Origin of the sequence: Lentilactobacillus dabitei (assembly GCF_019061365.1) — a bacterium.
GTDB classification, from domain to species: Bacteria; Bacillota; Bacilli; order Lactobacillales; family Lactobacillaceae; genus Lentilactobacillus; species Lentilactobacillus dabitei.
Genome location: NZ_JAHPPD010000061.1, coordinates 1 through 18,370 on the forward strand (window position 1 = coordinate 1; position 18,370 = coordinate 18,370).

The following is an 18,370-nucleotide window of genomic DNA, read 5'->3' on the forward strand; positions in this document are numbered from 1 at the left end:
AAAAAGGCATTCGATTGTGTTATCTGAAGAATAACATGCTCGAATGCCTTTTTGAATACGTCCAATTATTTAGTGCTTACCTAATGACTTGATTTTTCCTTGTTCTTCTTGGAGCATTTCAGCAAAGTGATCCTTGTTCTTTCGAATTTCGTCAGCGACAGCGTGTAAATACGCGCCTCGTTTGGCAGCAGGAACTTTCTTCCAAGTCTTTTCAGCTTCATAAGCTGCATCAACGGCTTCCCGGGCTTCCTCACGGGTAGCTTCTGGAACCGTTGAAATTTCTTCACCGGTTGATGGGTTGAGAACCTTAATTTCGTTGCCTGATTCAGAATCTTTAAATTCGCCATTGATATACATTTGATAATGTTTCATAGAAACGGTATTTTGTGCCATAGTATTTTGCTTCCTTTCAAAAACCTAGCAGCTACGATGTATCTAACATCACAACATTTGAAAACAACTATCAAATCTAACAACCAACTTGCTAAAGGCAACAAATAGCTTTGATGGCTCCCCCCCTTACATATGCCTGATTTACTTGCCTGATCACATCATCAATCATCAATCCAGCAAAGGCGATTTAGCTCATCACAGTCCCGATGAGTGGTTAACTTCCAAGCCGATACTCAGAAGATCAACCGATTATCAGAAACCAGAACGGATCGTTAATGGAAATGATACTGACCAAGTCATCATCAGCGACTATTTGTAACCGTTTACAAATATAATTATATGCCCATCTTTTTTTAAATCAACTAAATGCAACTCGTTGTTTCACAAGCCTGATTTACTGACAATTAAGCGATATCCCCATCTTAATTGAATAAATTTCACAAGTTTCTCTAAGCATCGGTGATTCATACTCCAATCTGGTTAATTAAGAATTTGAACTTAAACACACATTGAAACTAAAAAAATCTAAGCTTACATCGAATTAGTTGCTGACTGTCATCAGCTGGCTAACGAGATCTAAGCTTAGATTATTTGGCTGGCTCTCAACTATTTTAATGAGCCATCACACATTCATGTTATTTACCAGGCACATAACTATCATCGATAATGAGGACTGGTTTAATCGTCTTACCGCTGACAGAATCAGCGTTGGCTTGATTAATATCTTCAAACTTGTAGAATTTCTCGGTCTTGTCGAAGTCAAACATCCCTAATTGATAGAACTTGATCAAACGAGGAACATCGACTTGAGGAATTGAATCGCCCATGTTAACCCCGACAACTTTGCGATCACTGGTGCAAAGATCATTCCAAGTATCAAGATCAATGTGTTGATCAGTAACAGCAATTGTTGCAGTCGTTCCCCCTTGAGCCAACGCCTGAATGGAATCTTCCATAACCTTCTTCACACCCGTTGTATCAACAGCGTAGTCAACGCCGTGACCATCAGTCAAATCTTGGATTGCTTTAACCGCATCCTGATCCTTGCTGTTGATCGTATCAGTGGCGCCTAATTCCTTAGCCAATTCAAGTCGTGATGGCACAATATCAACGGCAATGACTTTAGTGCAGCCAGAAATTCGGCCAGCCATCATGGCAGCCAACCCAACGGCCCCAGTTCCAAAGACAGCAATCGTTGAACCTGGTTCCGGCTTCAACGTGTTAAAGACGGTTCCACTACCAGTTACATAGCCACAGCCAAGAGGTCCAAGTTCACGAAGATCCAAGTCCTTAGGAACCTTCACAGCATTTCGTTCCCGGACAACGGTTGTCGTGGTAAACGATGATTGGTCAAACATATCGGCAACGTCATGCCCATTTTCAGTAAAGTGAGCACTTCCATCAGGACGAACGCCTGACAAATTGTTTGCGGCATAATTCAAACACTGAGTTGGAATTCCCTTTAAACAGTTAATGCAGTTGCCACAACCGTAGAATGACATGACAACGTGGTCACCTGGCTTAAAGTTCTTTACTTCAGGGCCAACCTTTTCAACAATTCCAGAACCTTCATGGCCTAAAATAATTGGATATCCAATTTCCGCAGTTCCTTTTCGCAATGCTTCGTCAGAGTGACAGATTCCACTGGCAACCATATGAACCTGTAAATCGTCAGCTTGCATGTCTGCTAATTCAACATCGTCCTTGATTTCAAAATCTCCGCCTTTTTTATTAACAACAGCTGCTTTGATTCGCATAATCACATCTCCAATAAATTTATTTGTTAATCGATGAGCAATCACAAGCAAATAAAAACCAATTATCAAAAACTAAAATAATTTGAAGTTGAAAATTATTTCACATTTTTCATAATCGGCCCGTCTGTTACAACCGCTTACAACCCTAATTATAAGCTAAATTTTACTAAAATCAACCAAGATATGACGATTAACGGAAAACAACCAAATCAAGACAATTTAGTGCTATCCTGATTATTTTTGCTTACTAAAGGTTTGTGAAACATTCTGACAATTCTAGTTCCAATTTTCCCAAGTCGGGTTATTCAGTGTCCGAACACGTAACATTTCTTCGGTTCCGCTGAGCTCGGCAACCATTTGTTGCACCATTTGATCAGATAATGATGTTAAATCTGTATTCACAATTGTGTAAGCATACCCTTCTCTGGTATTGCCCATCATTTCTTTGACTGGCACTTCATATTTGTTCAAAATATCGTTAACATCTGACCACAAACTTTCACGGGCATGCGAAAAGAATGTTAGCCGCTGCGGGCTGGTAAAGGGCAAATCAACTTGCGGAAAGTTAACGGAACGACGAACGGTACCATACTCCAAAAAGTCGAGCAAGTTTTGCAAAATGGTGTTAGCAGAATGAGTCAATGCTTCAATCGTATTGCCACCCAGATGAGGTAATAGCGTGATGTTTGGGTGATCTTGCAATTCAGCCTTTGGAAAATCACTAATATAGCCGGCAATTTCGTTATGATCAAGGGCAGAAATCACTGCGGCGTTATCCACAATATCCCCCCGGCCAAAGTTAAGTAAGTAGGCATTATCCCGCATGGTTTCAAAACTCTTGGTTGAAAGCATCCCTTTGGTTTCATCTGTTAGCGGCAGTAATACCACTACAAAATCAGCTAGGCTTAAAACTTCATCAATCGTTTCAAATTGTTGAACGTGGCGCAGATTTTTGCGGCTGCGATTGAACCCAATCACTTGCATGCCCATGTGATAACAGGAATCTGCCAGTCGTTGGCCGATTGTTCCCAACCCTAAAATGCCAATTGTTTTACCATAGAGCTCCTCGCCGACAAAATCTCCCCGTTTGGCTTCAGCGGCTTCCTGCAAAGTTTCTCCTTCAGCGGCCTTTAAATTTTCCATCATCTCAACGGCACCATCAAGCGGCCGCACACAACGGAATAAGTTTTGAATGATTAATTCTTTAACCGCATTGGCATTCACCCCAGGGGTGTTGAAAACAGCGGTCCCATTGGCCGTACAGGCGTTCAAGTTAATCGTATTAACGCCGGTTCCAGCACGGGCAATCACTAATAACCGCTTAGAAATCAATTCATTATTGACGTGAGAACTTCTGACTAAAATTGCATCCGGCGTGTCGGTATTGGATTCCTTAAAAATATCCCCGGCAAAATCGGTTAAATCAAATCGGTCGATCGTTTTAACTTCAAACATTTTTTGAGCTCCTTTTAACTTTATTATTGTTAAACATATTATAATGGATAAATAGAAAAACATCTTGAGAAAGAGGTCCTGATTATGCATATTGATTTTGTCAAACTATCAAAAGACAAGCCGACAATCGGCAAAGACACCCAAACTAAGAATACAACTTTTGGTGACTGGGTGGAGATTGGCGCCAGCAATTTAATCGATAATAGTACTATTGGCGACTATACCTATACTGGTCAATATTGTTTCATCCAAAATAGTGATTTGAAAAAGTTCATTAGTATGGCGGCAATGATTCGCATCGGACCTACCAACCACCCTTACGACCGAGCTGCTCAGCACATTTCGTTCTATAATGGCGGCGCGTATGGCTTTGGTCATCCCGACACCGAATTTCTCGAACATCGAAAGACGATTCGAACCACCATTGGCAATGACGTCTGGATTGGACATGGCGTGATTATCCAAGCTGGCGTGACGGTTGGCAATGGTGCCGTTATCGGTTCCGGCGCTGTCGTCACAAAAGACGTTGCCCCCTATACGATTGTCGGTGGCATCCCAGCCAAACCCATCAAGGACCGTTTCCCAGATGAAATCAAAGCTGATTTGCAAAAGATTGCTTGGTGGGATTGGTCAAGAGAAGATATTGAAAAGTATTACTTAGACTTCAGGCTGCCTATTAAGGAATTTATTGATAAACATCTGCCAAGATAACGCGGACTGGTCGTAAGTTCTATAAACTGAGCCAAACAACGTGAGAGATCCAGTTAGAAAACTGATAAACGTCAGCTTCTAACTGGATCTCTTTTTGTTGCATTCAGGATAAAGAGGATGATCAATCACGTGTCTTTCAAATTCAACCCCTCTAAAAAATGATCGTTGAGAAGCATCACGACCATTTAATCCTCTAGTAACACTGCACCATCTATTTTGCCATTTTTATCGTCAATTGAACTGGAAAACGCCGGTAATCTTTCAGTAAAACCATTTTTCTTGTTAGAATTCTATTTTCAGGGGTTATTTTTTGCTATAATTAATTGGTATATTAACAAAGGGTCATATTGGAGGAACAAGCATGTCTGATGAGAAGACAAAATCCTGTGTCATGTGTGGGAAAACAATCCCTGCATACTCAAACTTTTGTCCATACTGTGGCGCCAAACAGCCATGGCTTGAAGAAAATGAAGAATCTAATAAACGGGTTGGCCGCCTGCTTAAATGGTATGAAAAGCCATTTGGTAAGTTCGTTAGTTTGACCGCTGCCGTTTTAGTCGTCCTTGCTGTCGGGAGTTCATGCAGTCTCCATGACGGTCCCAGCCACACTAAAATTGAGCGGGAATTAAATCAGTACTTATTTGATGCCCGGCCCAACACAGTTTACGGCAAAGATCCCAGTATTAAAGTGGATAAAAACAAAGGGATTACCGTCAAAATCTCCAAAACCAGTTCTGCAGTTAAGCAGCTTAAAAGGGGCAACCCTGCTAAATGGAATATAATGGTCAGGAAATTAAAAGACCGATCTCGGGCCTTCGCTGGCATTTACGCTAATCAAAAATACGCTGATATCAAGGTAAAAACCAAGAAGGTCAAGGGTGACGCTAAACAGACCCTTCTCAAGGTAAATCTCGGCAAAGTCACTTATAATATTGCTGATAAGTACAGCAAATAGTCACCTGAACGACAATTAACGTCTCAACCAATTAAGTTGGCGAGGCGTTTTTTTGACCCTTCAGCGAATTAAGTGATAATCTGAAATTATAATTAAGATAGAAAATCAACTGATATGAGGTGAGATAAATGGCAGAAAGTCAAAGTGGCGTCCAAATTTATCATCAGCTTTTTGGAACTGAGGTCCATGATCCGCGGATTATGTTCGAAATGTTAACGGTTAATGTCTTTCAACCTGGATTGAATTGGCGGGTCGCCGCAAGTAAGATTCCAGTTTTTGAAAAGGTATTTAAGCATTTCGACGTCAACCAAATTGCGAATTTTACCGAAATGGATTTAGAGGCCCTCGAAGAAGACCCTAAAATGATTCGAAATCCCAGAAAAATTAGAGCAGTTGTCCAAAATGCCCGGGCAACGCTCAATCTCTCTCCAGAATTTAAAGATTTAGCCGATTATTTATGGTCCTTTAAGCCAACGAAAAATATCGTTGAAGGATCGTTGGGCCGCGACTCCCACGGGTTAGGCGCCACCGTTGCTAAAGACATGAAAAAACGAGGGTTTACTTTCGTTGGGCCAACCACAATGGAACTACTATTAGTCGGAACGGGAATTTTGAAACATCAGGACGGATAGAAACTGATTGTTGTCGCTGATGGCAAAGCTCATGATTTCTGATTGAAATTAATGGAGGCTACAGCTCTCATTGATATTTTGAATATGATCTAGACTTAAATCCCGATCGAAAACCATTTTAACCAAAAGAAGCCAATCAGCCAGACATTTTAATTTGGAATGTCTGGGTGGTTGGCTTCTATTTTTAAATCAACTCGCTGAGAATATCGATTTCCATGGGATTATTGGCACTTAATCAATTTGAACTTCCCGTTGTGCTCCAGAAACTTTCTGAACCGTTCCCTTCACGTTGAAGAATTTTTCACACAACTGCTGCAATTCCGCCATGGCGGCATCGGATCGCTCAGCTTGCTCCTTATTAATCGATTCAATCACCAATATCGGATTGCGAGTGGCTTCCGTTAGTTCCGTCCGTTGTGATTCCCGCCAATTAAAGCAGCGACAAACCGCTCCCTTATCGTCCAAATAACAAACTTCCCCTGGAAGGGCCGGCATGTCCTCCGTTTCACCATAGGGCAGAAACGACTCCCCGCCTTTTGCCACCCCTAAGTGCATGTTCCCGGCAATGGCATCGACATCCTCGCCACCACAAGAAGCCCCATATTTGAGCAAAACACTATTATAGAGATCCACTAACGGCATAATTGGGGAGAAGGTCTTTCCTTGGCTAACCCGTTTTAACAACGCTTCTGTGGTGGCTCGGGCACCCTTTTTGGTCTTGAATTTTCTAAATGCTTGCCGCCATTGATCAACCACCGGATTTTTCCGAAACGGTTCAACGGTAATGTACTGTTCAGCCTCCTGAGTGCCTTCATCAAGCAGCTTCTGTAAATAAGCCAATTGATCTGCTTGAACATGGTTGTCAATCCCTGCAAGGGTCATAACATTAATTTGAACGTCCGGAAAAAGATCAACTACTTGAGAATCTAAAATTAATTTCTTCATTATCAAACCTACTTTCCAACTAAATTGTTTTCTTCAAAATAAGGTCGCGCTGTGGGCTGTCACCTAATGTAAATACATGATCGCCAATTTTCTTAAAACCAAGTTGTTCATAAAAAGCAATCGCGCCGAGATTATGCTCCCAAACGCCAAGCCAAATGTTCGTTTTACCCCAATCTTTTGCTCGGGTAATTGCTTGAGCCATGAGTTGGCGACCCAGTCCATGACGTTTGTGTGCTGGTAAAACGTAAATTCGTTGAACTTCCAAACTAGCTTCACCCATTTTTTCTGTTTGAGCATCTAAAATATTAATTTTCAAATAACCAGCTAATTCATCGTCCTCAAATATAAAAAAGAATTCTGAATCAGGGTTGGCGAGTTCGCTGTGAAGTTGTGGCTGACTATAAGAACGGGCTAAGTATTTTTCTAAATTTGCTTGTGAATTATAGTGACCAAAGGTATCCGTGAATGTGACCCGGCTTATTTTTTCAAGTTGTGGCAAGTCGGCCACCGTGCATTTTCTAATCGATATTGCCAATCATTTTCCTCCTAGTATTTGCGGTGATGACCTTTTTTGACGAATTCCCAATCGGCAGAAACGTTGTCACTCACTTTTAATAACAATTTTTCAAGCAACTGGCTATCTTCCTCGCTGAGTCCTCTGAGGGCAACTTTATTCGAGTATAGATTTTCACGGTGAATAAATGGATACACATCAGTTGCCTTTTGGGTTGGAAACAACCGTTTGATTTTTTTATTAGAGGCATCAGCCCGTCGATCAATAAAGCCGTTAATGTCCATCCTTCGAATGGCTCGGGATGCTGTCGTCCGATCAACCTTGATCATTGTCGCTAACTGTTCCTGGATAATGCCAGGATGTTCACAGATCCTGACCAAATATAAATATTGACCCTTAGCGAGATCAAAGTCTTTAAATTCAATATTTGCAACTGAATCCAGTGCCCGAGCAATTTCACCAATTGGTCGAAGAATTTCTGCTATTGCCATCACCCTCCCTATTTCACTATGAATGATTCTAAAATATTTTTGTTGCAAATGCAACAAAAATTAAAATCGAATGGAGATTTCCGGTTTGATGATCGACTTCATTAGGTTTGAGAAATGAAACAGTCCGTTGCTTCACAGTTATCTCAATATTCTAAGAACCGCCTCAACATAAATTCAAGGACAGGATTTCCCCACTACATTGTCAAAACGGGCAAAAAACAACTGCCGCTTACTATCTAAAGGCCCCCCAACTAAAATTCAAACCAGGATTTTAGTTGGGGGGCCTTTAGATAACCGCGTCAAACCGTTGTTTTTTGCCCTCTTATTTTTCTAACCAGCCACTTTCTCCCCTCTTCCAACAGAAATAGCGGAATTGGGATACAGAATAAGAATAGCCATTCAGAGAGATTGAGAGGTCCCGTATTGAAAATTTCCTGAAGAAATGGCTGATACATTAGGCAGGCAATCAGGACAATTTCAACGCCAATTCCTAACCAGATTCGTCGGTTACTAAATAACCCGATCGAAAAGACTGACGAAATTTGCGTGCGACAGTTCATCGCTGATGCAATCTGGCAGAACACAATTGCCCCCAGCGTAATGGTTGTCGCTTCCGCGTAGGGTAATCCTGATGAAGCCAAAGGAATATTTGGCCAGCCATTAACGTGATTAACAAAGAAGTAGGCAGCCGTTGAAATGACCGAAGCCGTCAATCCGTACAACCCAAACGCTTTCCAAATAATGGACTTGTTCAGCAGATGACTATTTTGCGGACGGGGCGGCTGGTCCATAATCCCTGGCTCAGCCTTTTCAATGCCTAATCCAAGCGCTGGCAGTAAATCCGTTCCCAGATCCACAGTCAAAATTTGCATAACTGTTAATGGCAAGGGAACCAAGCCGCGGGTCACCAAGAAAATAACCGAAGGCGCGGCTTCAGGAACATTACTATTCAAGATGTACAACAAGAATTTCTGCAAGTTACTATAAACGGATCGCCCTTCTTCAATGGCACTCACAATAGAAGCAAAATTATCATCAGTTAAAATCATATCAGCCGCATCTTTGGCAACGTCAGTGCCAGTAACCCCCATTGCAATCCCAATATCGGCCCGTTTCAACGCTGGCGCATCGTTCACGCCATCACCAGTTGAGGCAACGATATCACCATTTTCTTGACACATTGTGACAATTCTAAACTTATGTTCCGGCGCTACCCGGGCAAAAATGACTTCACCCTTAACTGCTGCTTTCAATTCCTGATCACTCATTTGATCCAATTCTTCGCCACTGATGACACGCGTTTTGTCAGAAGTAATCCCGATTTTGACTGCAATGCTCTTGGCAGTAATCGGACTGTCACCAGTTACCATAATAATTCGAATGTTCGCCCGCTTACAGTTCTTAACTGCTTTGAAAATTTCGGGCCTTGGCGGATCAGACATCATCGTGAGGCCAACGAATACCATGTGCCTTTCTGCTGTGTCAATCGTATAATCATCAATCGCCGTTTTGCGTAACGGATCTTTAACAGACACGTTTCGATATGAGAATGCAAGGGTCCGCAATCCCTGTTTGGAATATTGCTCATTGATCCCATTAATCCGTTCTCGATCAGCAGCCGTTAATGGTCGGACTTTGTCACCATCCAATATCTGATCACAAATCTTCAATTCACTGCCAAGGGCGCCTTTGGTATAAATTAAAAGATTCCCAGTTTGATCTTTCGTAATCGTCGTCATCAGTTTCCGCCCGGAATCAAACGGCAACTCTTTTAACCGTGGATATTGCTGATTGGCTTCTTTGATATTCATTCCGGCTTTTCTGGACAGAATAACCAGAGCCGCTTCGGTTGGCGTTCCAAGAATTTTAGCCTTGCCGCCATTTGGATCCTCATTGACTTCAGTATCATTATTGAGGGTTGCAATGGCTAACAGGCGACCTAAATCGCTTGCAGTTTGGCCATCGACATCTTGATCATTCTTTTGAATCTTACCGTTGGTCACATAGCCCGTTCCAGTCACTTCATAGTCACCGCTTGCCAACCAGATATGATTTATTGTCATTTGATTTTGGGTCAGGGTTCCGGTTTTATCAGAACAAATGACCGTGGTTTCTCCCAGCGTTTCGACACTATTCAAATTTTTCAACAGGGCATGTTTCTTAGCCATGCGCTGTGTCCCCTGGGCTAACGACAACGTCACCGTCGGCAGCAGTCCTTCTGGAATAAACGCTACAATCATCCCGAGTGCAAAAATGAACGACTGGGCAAATGGATAATGGACAAAGAAAACAGCCAGCAAGAAAAATGCAGTGCCTAAAACAATGGCAATCACCGTCAATTGCCGGGTCAAGTGGTTTAATTCCCGCTGCAATGGATAAATCACTTTCTTCTGGCTTTCGGTCAGTCTCGCAATCCGACCAAATTCCGTCTGCATCCCAGTCGCCACTGCAATGGCATTCGCAGTTCCGTTGGTCACCACTGTTCCGGCAAAAATGATATTTTGTTGGGCAAACTCACCATCACCATGCTGATAAGCATCGGCTTTCTCAACCGGAACCGATTCACCGGTTAACGAAGATTCATCCACTTGCAAATTGGAACTATTGAAAATCCGAGCATCTGCGGGGACTGAATCGCCCGCTTGAATTTGGAATAAATCTCCAGGCACCAACTGCTCAACTTGAATTTGTTGGGTTTTGCCGTCCCGATTAACCTTGACGTAAGATGGCAACATTTTTTTCAAAGAATCGGTCGCCTTTTGAGCGGCATGCTGCTGCCAATACGAAAAGCAACCGTTAATCAAATTCACGGCCCAGATTGCAATTCCCAGTTCCATCATGCCGGCAAACATCGCAATGACGCCAGATCCCCACAACAATATCGCCATTAGCGACGTAAAATTTTCAAGAAAAATCAGGATTTCTGATTTGTGTTTGGCTTGCTGAATCGTATTTGGCCCATATTGAGCAAGCCGTTTTGCAGCTTCAGATTGGCTCAATCCACCCACCTGAAGGTCAAACTGCTTCATCAAATCATCAACAGATGTTTTTGCAGATTGATCAATTTTGGTTGATTCAACATTCTTCATTCGACTCATCACCCTCAAGATAGCTATTAATTAGATGCCTTATGTAGACACCATCATTATATTCTTTATTAGCAATGAGAGAAGGATAACGGTCGAAAAACAGTCGGCTCCAACCGATTAATTCGAAGAAGATGCGACTGAATGGTTGAAATTCAATTTTTTCGCGTTGGTCAAAACTTCAGGTGAGAATAGTTCATCAATTAACTGATCGGGTAATAGTTGCTGCTCTTTAACTAATTCTTTGACGGATTGTTTTTGAGCCACTGCTGTTTTAATCAATCGGGTCGTCTCTTCGTAACCAAGTAATGGTGATAAAATTGTCGCGGCAATCGATGAATGTTCAACCTCGTGGCGGCAGTGATCAACATTCACTTTGATGCCTGAAACACAATTATCAACTAGAGTTGTGACTGCTTTTGCCAAATGTTGCTCGCTCATCAAAATTGCCCGGAACATGATTGGCTCAAAGGCGTTTAATTCCAACTGCCCGCTTTCCGCAGCCATCGTGACCGTCACATCGTTGCCAATAACTTCAAAGGCCACTTGATTAACAACTTCTGGAATAATTGGATTTACTTTTCCTGGCATGATAGACGAACCGGCAGCCTTCTTAGGTAACGCCAGCTCATTTAATCCAGCTTGCGGACCGCTTGAAAGTAACCGGAGATCATTGCTAAATTTTGAAAGATCGGCAGCCAGCATTTTCATGGCACTCGAAATTGTGGTGAAGGCATCACTATTTTGAGTTGCATCTACCAAATCATCAGCTTGAATTAAAGAAAGATGGGCAACTTTATTAAGAGTCGGAATAATTTGTTCCTGATACTCAGAAGTTGTATTAATTCCTGTTCCAATAGCAGTCCCACCGAGGTTAACCACTTTCAAAACCTCAGTTGCCTTCTTCAGCCGATCATAATCTCGTCGAAATAATGAGGCATAGGCAGAAAAGCTGCGACCAAACGTTGTTGGAACGGCATCCTGTAACTGGGTTCGGCCAACTTTGATTGCGTCAGCGTATTCTTCAGCCTTGTCAGCCAAAGCTTGGTACAATCTGTCTACTGAATTTAGCAGCGGTGATAGCTTTTTTAACATCGCCATTTTCCCAGCGGTCGGATATGTATCGTTGGTTGACTGGGCGCAATTTACATCATCATTAGGATGGATGCTAATGGCTGCTTTGCCACCCTGGGCACTTATTTTCATCGCCAATTGAGAAACGACCTCGTTGACGTTCATATTTGTCGAAGTCCCGGCACCGCCCTGAATGGCAGGCACACAGAAGTCTTTGAAGTCACCTGAAAAGAGTAGTTGGTTACATGCCGAAATAATCAAGGCTGCTTTTCCGCCTGCCAGGCTGCCGGCCTTTTGATTAGCAATCGCCGCTGCCTTCTTAATCTGAAGATAACTACTAATGATGGCTGGATCAACCTTTTCATCGGTAATCGGAAAGTTATGCATTGCCCGTAAAGTGTGGACACCATATAAAACATCATCAGGTACAAAAAGCTCACCAATACAATCTCTATCAATTCTCATTATTCAGCCTCATTTCATGTTATATTTTCTAACAAAACTTAAGAGATATAATATATACCCATTTCAAAAAATGTCAAGGTAAGTCTTTAATAATATGGGTTTTCTACACTTATACCGATGTCTAACAAACCGGCGTTAGCATACCTGTTAGACAGTCAATTATCGTTTCCCACGTCATATGATGTGCCATCGTTAACACAATCATCGTGACTTTGCTATAATTCAGTTAAGATTGCTGGTCACTGCTCTGTTAATCGCCAGAATTTGGTATCGTAGTGGTATAAGCCATTAATGATGAGGAGAACAACGGATTATCATGAAAAAAGAATTGACATTAATCACAATTTTATTAGTCGGAATTTCTTTAGCCGGCTGTAGCAGTTCAACCCAGTCGAAGAATTCCCACCCGTCCTCAACCACAAAAGTTGTTAAATCAATCACCCGAAAGGATTACGATCAAATCAAATTAGCAAACATCACCGCTCCTACCAAGGGCGGCAGTTTGTTAAATTCAATTAAGCAATCATTCGGCAGCCCGACGTCTCACCATAAAGTGTCGCTTTCTGGTACAAGTAAGAAATCAGCCATCCAGTATTCTTGGAATCAACTCGATAAGGGGTTCAACGCATCCGCTGTCACTGTTGAATTTTTGGACGGCCATGCAATCGGTAAAGGCTATGTCCTGAAACATACCACCAACCGTCAATATACATCCGTTGAGTCAATTAACAGCCTTAATCCCGGAGACTCATACGAAAGTGTCATTCAAAAATTAGGTGAACCTGATTCCGAGTCAGTGACCGGCAGTGGTGATATGGCGGCAACCTCAGCATTGTATCTCACGAGTAAAAAAGGCGCCGCGGTCAATTTAATGTTTACCGGTGGACAACTACAGTCAAAGAATCAGACAACGACAAAATAAATCACGTTGATAAGAGATGGGCAAACAGCATTTTACTCCCATCATCTAACAAATAGCGTAATCATTCTGGGTTCTGGAATGGCTGCGCTATTTATTTACATCCATAGGATAACAGTGTTATCTTAAAACTATAAGGAGTTGACACAATTGGCGGGAAAAACCAACAATACTAAAAATGACATCATTCAGTTGACCATTCGAAAGATCTCTGAGAATGGTTCCCAGCAAATCTCGTTAAGATCGTTGCTGGGAGAACTTAATTTAACCACGGGGGCATTTTACAAACATTTTCAAAACAAACATGACCTGTTCGCCTCGGTCACTCAAGTGGTTTCGAATCGATTAGGCAGGCAAGCTAAGCAAACAATTGAAGGCCAACATCTGGAGCCGCTTGATTCACTTGTCGCTCTCGGGAAATTCATGGTTAACCAATTTGATTCCCAACCATATTTGATGGACTTTTTATTCTTCAATTCAAGTGCCATTAATATTTACCACTCCGCCGACTCTGCCACAAAGTTCCCGTTACTAGCGTATCCACAGGAATTAATCACCCAAATCATGAAACAATATCAACTTTCTGGATCACCCGAAAATTTATTCATCAAAATATGGGCCTTCATCCAGGGATACGGGATTTTAATTCGGAATCATGCCATCACGTTTGATGAAGTATTACTGAAAGAATCTGCCAAAGAATTGATTGGAGTTAATTGATATGAAAAATATTGTTGTCGTTTATTGTCATCCCTATGACCAAAGCTTCACTCACGCGGTGTTGACCCAAGTCATGGAAAATTTGACTGAGCAAAATAATCATCCCCAGTTAATTGATCTCTACAACGAACATTTCAATCCGACTTATGATAAAGAAGAATTACGGCTATTTCACGAGGGGAAAACACATGACCCCCTGGTGACCAAATATTTGAAAATGCTCCGACAAGCTGACGGCATCATCTTCATCACCCCAATTTGGTGGAACAGTATTCCGGGTATGCTGAAGGGATTCATTGATAAAGTTATGAAAGAAGGCAAAGGGCTCTCCCACACGGTCACCAAAACTGGCATTAAGGGCGAGCTGACCAACTTATCCCATGCTTATGTATTTACGACCTCCACTTCGCCGACCTTTTATCTCAAACTATTTTGTGGTAATGCCATCAAGAAAGTCTTCATCAACCATACTTTGAAACAACTTGGTATTTCATCTGGAAAGTGGATTAATTTAGGTGGCATCACCAATTCGTCTGCCGACAAACGGCAGCGTCACCTGAAAGCCTGTCGGGAAATGACGTTCAACTTTTAGGCAAGCGATGATTTAAAATTTATTTGTATCAAAAAGGCAGCCAGCCATAATCATGTATTTGTAATGTACAAAGATTATGGCTGGCTGCTTTTTTGAAATCAACACTCATTTGTTTAAGCCAATCTGCCTTGTTTGACAATTCGGGGTAAGAACTATTTTTCGTTTTCTCTGATTTGGCAGGTTTGAAACGGCCAAAATCATGTTAAAATGTAGTATGTATCTATTTGGCTTTAAAAGAAGCAGTAACTGCAATTATTGATTTCACTTAACTTTAAGATTGTAATCGATGCTCGTCAATCACGGTGATTATCACCCTTTTTGTCATGTTTTTGTAAGTGCTCAAATTTAAATCAGGTTACACAATAGTTTGTTTTATGGAAGGAAGAGAATTGATGCGTAATTTCAGAGAAAAGCACCTGCTATCTCTCATCATCTGGATTGGACTGGTATTAATTGCGGCATTTACCCTGCCAAACATTTCCCAGTTGGTCCGTGATAAGGGAAGCGTCCGCCTACCAGCAACCGTCCAAAGCGAGGTTGCCCAAAAAATTCAGAAAAAATCTGAAGGCGGCAAGAATGTCCGAACTTTAATCGCGGTCTTTAATAATAAGCACGGTAAAATCACGGACGAACAGTCATTGCAGATCGGCGACTCCGTTCGAGCCATTCGCAGTGATACCAGTCTACATATCGTGAGTGTTACGAGTGCCGGTGACAATGAAGCAGCCAAAAAGCAGCTGGTTTCAAACGATGGCACTACCGAAATGGTCATGATCACCGTTCCCAGCAAGTACAAGGTTAGAGGTCAGACCAATGAAGTCCTCAACAAAATTAAGACACCCGGGATGCGAACCTACGTTACCGGTAGTGATGTCTTAAATGAAGACTTCTCGGCAACAACCGAAAAAGGACTTCAAAAGACCGAAATTATTGCCGCAATTTTTATTTTTATTGTCTTAATCATCGTCTTTAGGTCATTGCTCATCCCAATCATTTCACTATTGACCGTTGCGGTATCCTACCTGATTTCTCTCAGTATTGTCATGAACCTGGCACAGCGCTATGGCTTCCCAATTTCCAACTTTACCCAAGTCTTCTTAGTCGTGGTTCTCTTTGGAATTGGGACTGACTATAATATCCTGCTGTATGACAGGTTTAAAGAACAGATTAAACAAGGGCAAACGGCAGTCGCGGCTGCCAAAACTGCTCAACGCCATGCTGGTAGAACCATTCTCTATAGTGGTTCTTCAGTGTTAATCGGATTTACTGCCCTGGCTCTGGCAAAATTCTCATTCTATCGTTCTGGTGTCGGGGTTGCCGTCGGGGTTGCGGTCCTATTAATGGTTCTGCTCACCCTCAACATGTTCTTCATGGCAACCTTGGGTGAAAAGTTATTCTGGCCAAGTAAAAATCTGGCCGCCCATGACCGCAGCGTCGTTTGGCATTTTCTATCCAAATTTACAATTTCCCACACGTTTGTGATGGTCGGCATCTTAATCATCGCCGCTATCCCGCTATTATTCATGGGATCTCAAAAATTGAATTTCAATAATGCAGACGAATTGCCGAACAGCGTTCAATCCAAGGCAGGCTATAATCTCATTCAAGAACACTACCCTGCCGGGACCTCTGGACCATCTACGCTTTACATCGAAAATAAGAAACCACTCAATACCCAGCAGTATTTGGCCGAAATCGATCAATTAACCGGATACTTGAACTCGGAATCCGGCGTTAAATCTGTTACCTCAGTGACGAGACCAGGTGGAACTAAGATTGATCAACTTTATCTGAAGAGTCAGTTGAAAACTTTAACTGATGGTTTGGATCAAGCCAATTACGGAATCAAAAAGGTTCAAAAAGGATTGGACAGTGCCAACAAGAAACTTGCTAGTTCGGACACTTCTGCCAGCATCGCCCAGGTTGAGAAATTGGCTGATGGTGCCAGCAAGCTTCAATCAGGTGCCCAGCAGTTGAGTAACAGCCTATCAGCTTATACGTCTGGTGTTAACAGCTTGGCAAGCGGCTCTCAATCGCTTAGTCAAGGCGCTTCTTCATTATCTTCTGGTGTCGGTCAACTATCGTCCGGCAGTCAGACGCTCAACTCAGGCATCCAACAATTACAATCTAAGACCGCCCGTTTGAAGGCTCTTCGAAGTCGGGTTAGTCGTTTGGCCTCTGGTTCCAGTCGACTGTCATCGGGCATTAGCCGCCTGCATTCACAAGTCACGCCATTTTCAAGCGGTTTAAGCCAACTCCACAGTGGTGCAAGTCAACTTCAGCAGAACAGCTCATCACTCGTCTCTGGAGCTCAAAACGTTGCCAGTGGCAGTTCAGAAGTCAATACTGGCGTTCAAACTCTGAGTTCAAAGATGAAAGCTCTCCAAACTCAAATGCAACAGCTCCAACAAGGCCTTTCTTCTGCCAATGCCGGCTTATCCAAAGTTAGCAGCGGTACCAATACTGTTAATGATTATCTAAAGGAAATGCAAAAGTCCTATCTGGGCAACACCTTCTATATGCCAAAGGCAAGTGTTAAGAGCCCATCCTTCACACCATCACTTGATGCCTTTATGTCCAAGGATCGTAAAATTACCCACATCACCTTTATTCTAAACAGTGATCCAAGCACCACTAAGTCCGCTAACCGGATTAAAACCATTACGCGCGATGTGAACGCCAAGTTGAAGGGTTCATCCTTAAACAAAGCCAAAGTTGCAATTGGTGGTCAAAGTTCTCAAACAGCTGACTTACAAAAGACCGCTAATGGGGACTTCCTGAGAACAGTTGTCATCATGCTGGTTGGAATTGGAATTGCGTTGATGTTTGTCACCCGCTCACTCGTTCAGGCATTGACGATTATCGGCACATTGATTGTGACCTACTTTGGTGCCTTGCAGATCACGCGCTGGTTATCTGGCTACCTTCTTTTCCAAAATATGCTTACCTGGAATACACCATTCTTTAGCTTCATCATGTTAGTTGCTTTAGGAGTGGATTACAGTATTTTCCTGATGATGCGTTATAGGGGTGATGCCAGCGCAATAACTGACGTCCGAATGCGGATTACGAATGCCGCAACTATCATCGGAACAGTGGTTATCTCAGCTGCCATCATTCTAGGCGGCACATTTGCCGCATTGATTCCTTCCAACGTGCTTACCCTGATTCAAGTCGCAATGACCGTTATCGTGGGACTGGTCATCTTAGTTATCACCTTGCCAATCATTATGAGTGCAATGGTTAAATGGACCTACCCATATGTCAACGACAAGATGTATAAAAAGTCGATTGAAGGTCAAGATAAAATGCGTCGTAGTAAGGATCCTGAAGCCAAAAAGGGAAATGATTAACCAAGCTGATGTTTAGCCTAACCCCGCTTAAGCGCGTATATATAGCAGGGCCAAGGTATTAGTCAGCAGCTTGTTTATAAATGTCATTTAGCTGACCATTGATATATTTATTGATCAATTTTGCGATAAATGGCTGATCTTCGCTATTTAAGGGCAAAAAAGCAGTGCATCCAAACCAGATGCACTGCTTTTTTGCCCTTAAATTCTGAGATCAAATCGCTTTTTATCGTAAGCACTAAATAACTGGACGTATTCAAAAAGGCATTCGAGCATGTTATTCTTCAGATAACACAATCGAATGCCTTTTT

General features: G+C 42.3%; 15 protein-coding genes and 1 pseudogene. 8 read left to right on the top strand and 8 right to left on the bottom strand.

Annotated elements, in window-relative coordinates; genetic code table 11:
- Positions 1–81: 81 nt before the first annotated feature.
- A pseudogene (locus tag KTE19_RS09560) lies at positions 82–393 on the bottom strand (aldehyde dehydrogenase family protein); the annotation flags it as partial.
- 145 nt (positions 394–538) lie between these two features.
- Here KTE19_RS09560 and KTE19_RS09565 point away from each other — a divergent pair.
- Positions 539–712 carry a hypothetical protein gene (locus KTE19_RS09565; protein ID WP_217162617.1) on the top strand — a complete coding sequence of 58 codons (174 nt, stop codon included), beginning with the start codon at positions 539–541 and terminating at the stop codon, positions 710–712.
- 316 nt (positions 713–1,028) lie between these two features.
- Here KTE19_RS09565 and KTE19_RS09570 read toward each other — a convergent pair whose 3' ends face one another.
- Positions 1,029–2,150, bottom strand: a complete 1,122-nt coding sequence (locus tag KTE19_RS09570) for an NAD(P)-dependent alcohol dehydrogenase (RefSeq protein ID WP_217342167.1) — start codon at positions 2,148–2,150, stop codon at positions 1,029–1,031.
- Positions 2,151–2,426: 276 nt separating this feature from the next.
- On the bottom strand, positions 2,427–3,605 hold the full coding sequence (locus KTE19_RS09575; protein ID WP_217162614.1) for an NAD(P)-dependent oxidoreductase: 1,179 nt from the start codon (positions 3,603–3,605) through the stop codon (positions 2,427–2,429).
- An 84-nt stretch (positions 3,606–3,689) separates the two neighbouring features.
- On the opposite strand from KTE19_RS09575, the gene KTE19_RS09580 reads away from it, so the two are divergent.
- From KTE19_RS09580 to KTE19_RS09590, 3 genes are all read left to right on the top strand, one after another.
- Positions 3,690–4,316, top strand: coding sequence for an LbetaH domain-containing protein (locus tag KTE19_RS09580; RefSeq protein WP_217162612.1), 627 nt, complete (start codon positions 3,690–3,692; stop codon positions 4,314–4,316).
- Between the two features lie 361 nt (positions 4,317–4,677).
- Positions 4,678–5,271, top strand: a complete 594-nt coding sequence (locus KTE19_RS09585; RefSeq protein WP_217162610.1) for a zinc ribbon domain-containing protein — start codon at positions 4,678–4,680, stop codon at positions 5,269–5,271.
- Positions 5,272–5,399: 128 nt separating this feature from the next.
- Positions 5,400–5,903 carry a DNA-3-methyladenine glycosylase I gene (locus tag KTE19_RS09590; RefSeq protein ID WP_217342168.1) on the top strand — a complete coding sequence of 168 codons (504 nt, stop codon included), beginning with the start codon at positions 5,400–5,402 and terminating at the stop codon, positions 5,901–5,903.
- Positions 5,904–6,134: 231 nt separating this feature from the next.
- Here the strand turns inward: KTE19_RS09590 and KTE19_RS09595 are convergent, their stop codons facing one another.
- The 5 genes from KTE19_RS09595 to KTE19_RS09615 all read right to left on the bottom strand — a co-directional run bounded on the left by KTE19_RS09595 (position 6,135) and on the right by KTE19_RS09615 (position 12,478).
- Positions 6,135–6,848 (bottom strand): B3/B4 domain-containing protein, encoded by a 714-nt coding sequence (locus KTE19_RS09595; protein WP_217342169.1) that lies wholly within the window; start codon positions 6,846–6,848, stop codon positions 6,135–6,137.
- Between the two features lie 19 nt (positions 6,849–6,867).
- A complete protein-coding gene (locus tag KTE19_RS09600; protein ID WP_217162606.1) occupies positions 6,868–7,383 on the bottom strand; it encodes a GNAT family N-acetyltransferase in 516 nt (171 codons plus the stop codon).
- Positions 7,384–7,394: 11 nt separating this feature from the next.
- Complete coding sequence (locus KTE19_RS09605) at positions 7,395–7,847, bottom strand: MarR family winged helix-turn-helix transcriptional regulator (protein WP_217162635.1); 453 nt, start codon at positions 7,845–7,847, stop codon at positions 7,395–7,397.
- Positions 7,848–8,152: 305 nt separating this feature from the next.
- Positions 8,153–10,942 carry a cation-translocating P-type ATPase gene (locus KTE19_RS09610; protein ID WP_217342170.1) on the bottom strand — a complete coding sequence of 930 codons (2,790 nt, stop codon included), beginning with the start codon at positions 10,940–10,942 and terminating at the stop codon, positions 8,153–8,155.
- Between the two features lie 117 nt (positions 10,943–11,059).
- The gene (locus KTE19_RS09615) at positions 11,060–12,478 is read right to left on the bottom strand and encodes an aspartate ammonia-lyase (RefSeq protein ID WP_217342171.1); all 1,419 of its coding nucleotides are present in this window, start codon (positions 12,476–12,478) and stop codon (positions 11,060–11,062) included.
- A 316-nt stretch (positions 12,479–12,794) separates the two neighbouring features.
- On the opposite strand from KTE19_RS09615, the gene KTE19_RS09620 reads away from it, so the two are divergent.
- The 4 genes from KTE19_RS09620 to KTE19_RS09635 all read left to right on the top strand — a co-directional run bounded on the left by KTE19_RS09620 (position 12,795) and on the right by KTE19_RS09635 (position 18,062).
- Positions 12,795–13,400 carry a DUF3862 domain-containing protein gene (locus KTE19_RS09620; protein WP_217342172.1) on the top strand — a complete coding sequence of 202 codons (606 nt, stop codon included), beginning with the start codon at positions 12,795–12,797 and terminating at the stop codon, positions 13,398–13,400.
- Between the two features lie 147 nt (positions 13,401–13,547).
- A complete protein-coding gene (locus KTE19_RS09625; protein WP_217162598.1) occupies positions 13,548–14,117 on the top strand; it encodes a TetR/AcrR family transcriptional regulator in 570 nt (189 codons plus the stop codon).
- Between the two features lies 1 nt (position 14,118).
- Complete coding sequence (locus tag KTE19_RS09630; protein WP_217162596.1) at positions 14,119–14,709, top strand: NAD(P)H-dependent oxidoreductase; 591 nt, start codon at positions 14,119–14,121, stop codon at positions 14,707–14,709.
- Between the two features lie 392 nt (positions 14,710–15,101).
- Positions 15,102–18,062, top strand: coding sequence for an MMPL family transporter (locus KTE19_RS09635; protein WP_217342173.1), 2,961 nt, complete (start codon positions 15,102–15,104; stop codon positions 18,060–18,062).
- The last annotated feature ends 308 nt before the right edge of the window (positions 18,063–18,370 follow it).

Coding starts and splice junctions, on each gene's coding strand:
- KTE19_RS09570 (WP_217342167.1), bottom strand. CDS start 2,150: ATGCGAATCAAAGCAGCTGTTGTTAATAAAAAAGGCGGAGATTTTGAA.
- KTE19_RS09575 (WP_217162614.1), bottom strand. CDS start 3,605: ATGTTTGAAGTTAAAACGATCGACCGATTTGATTTAACCGATTTTGCC.
- KTE19_RS09580 (WP_217162612.1), top strand. CDS start 3,690: ATGCATATTGATTTTGTCAAACTATCAAAAGACAAGCCGACAATCGGC.
- KTE19_RS09585 (WP_217162610.1), top strand. CDS start 4,678: ATGTCTGATGAGAAGACAAAATCCTGTGTCATGTGTGGGAAAACAATC.
- KTE19_RS09590 (WP_217342168.1), top strand. CDS start 5,400: ATGGCAGAAAGTCAAAGTGGCGTCCAAATTTATCATCAGCTTTTTGGA.
- KTE19_RS09595 (WP_217342169.1), bottom strand. CDS start 6,848: ATGAAGAAATTAATTTTAGATTCTCAAGTAGTTGATCTTTTTCCGGAC.
- KTE19_RS09610 (WP_217342170.1), bottom strand. CDS start 10,942: ATGAAGAATGTTGAATCAACCAAAATTGATCAATCTGCAAAAACATCT.
- KTE19_RS09615 (WP_217342171.1), bottom strand. CDS start 12,478: ATGAGAATTGATAGAGATTGTATTGGTGAGCTTTTTGTACCTGATGAT.
- KTE19_RS09620 (WP_217342172.1), top strand. CDS start 12,795: ATGAAAAAAGAATTGACATTAATCACAATTTTATTAGTCGGAATTTCT.
- KTE19_RS09630 (WP_217162596.1), top strand. CDS start 14,119: ATGAAAAATATTGTTGTCGTTTATTGTCATCCCTATGACCAAAGCTTC.
- KTE19_RS09635 (WP_217342173.1), top strand. CDS start 15,102: ATGCGTAATTTCAGAGAAAAGCACCTGCTATCTCTCATCATCTGGATT.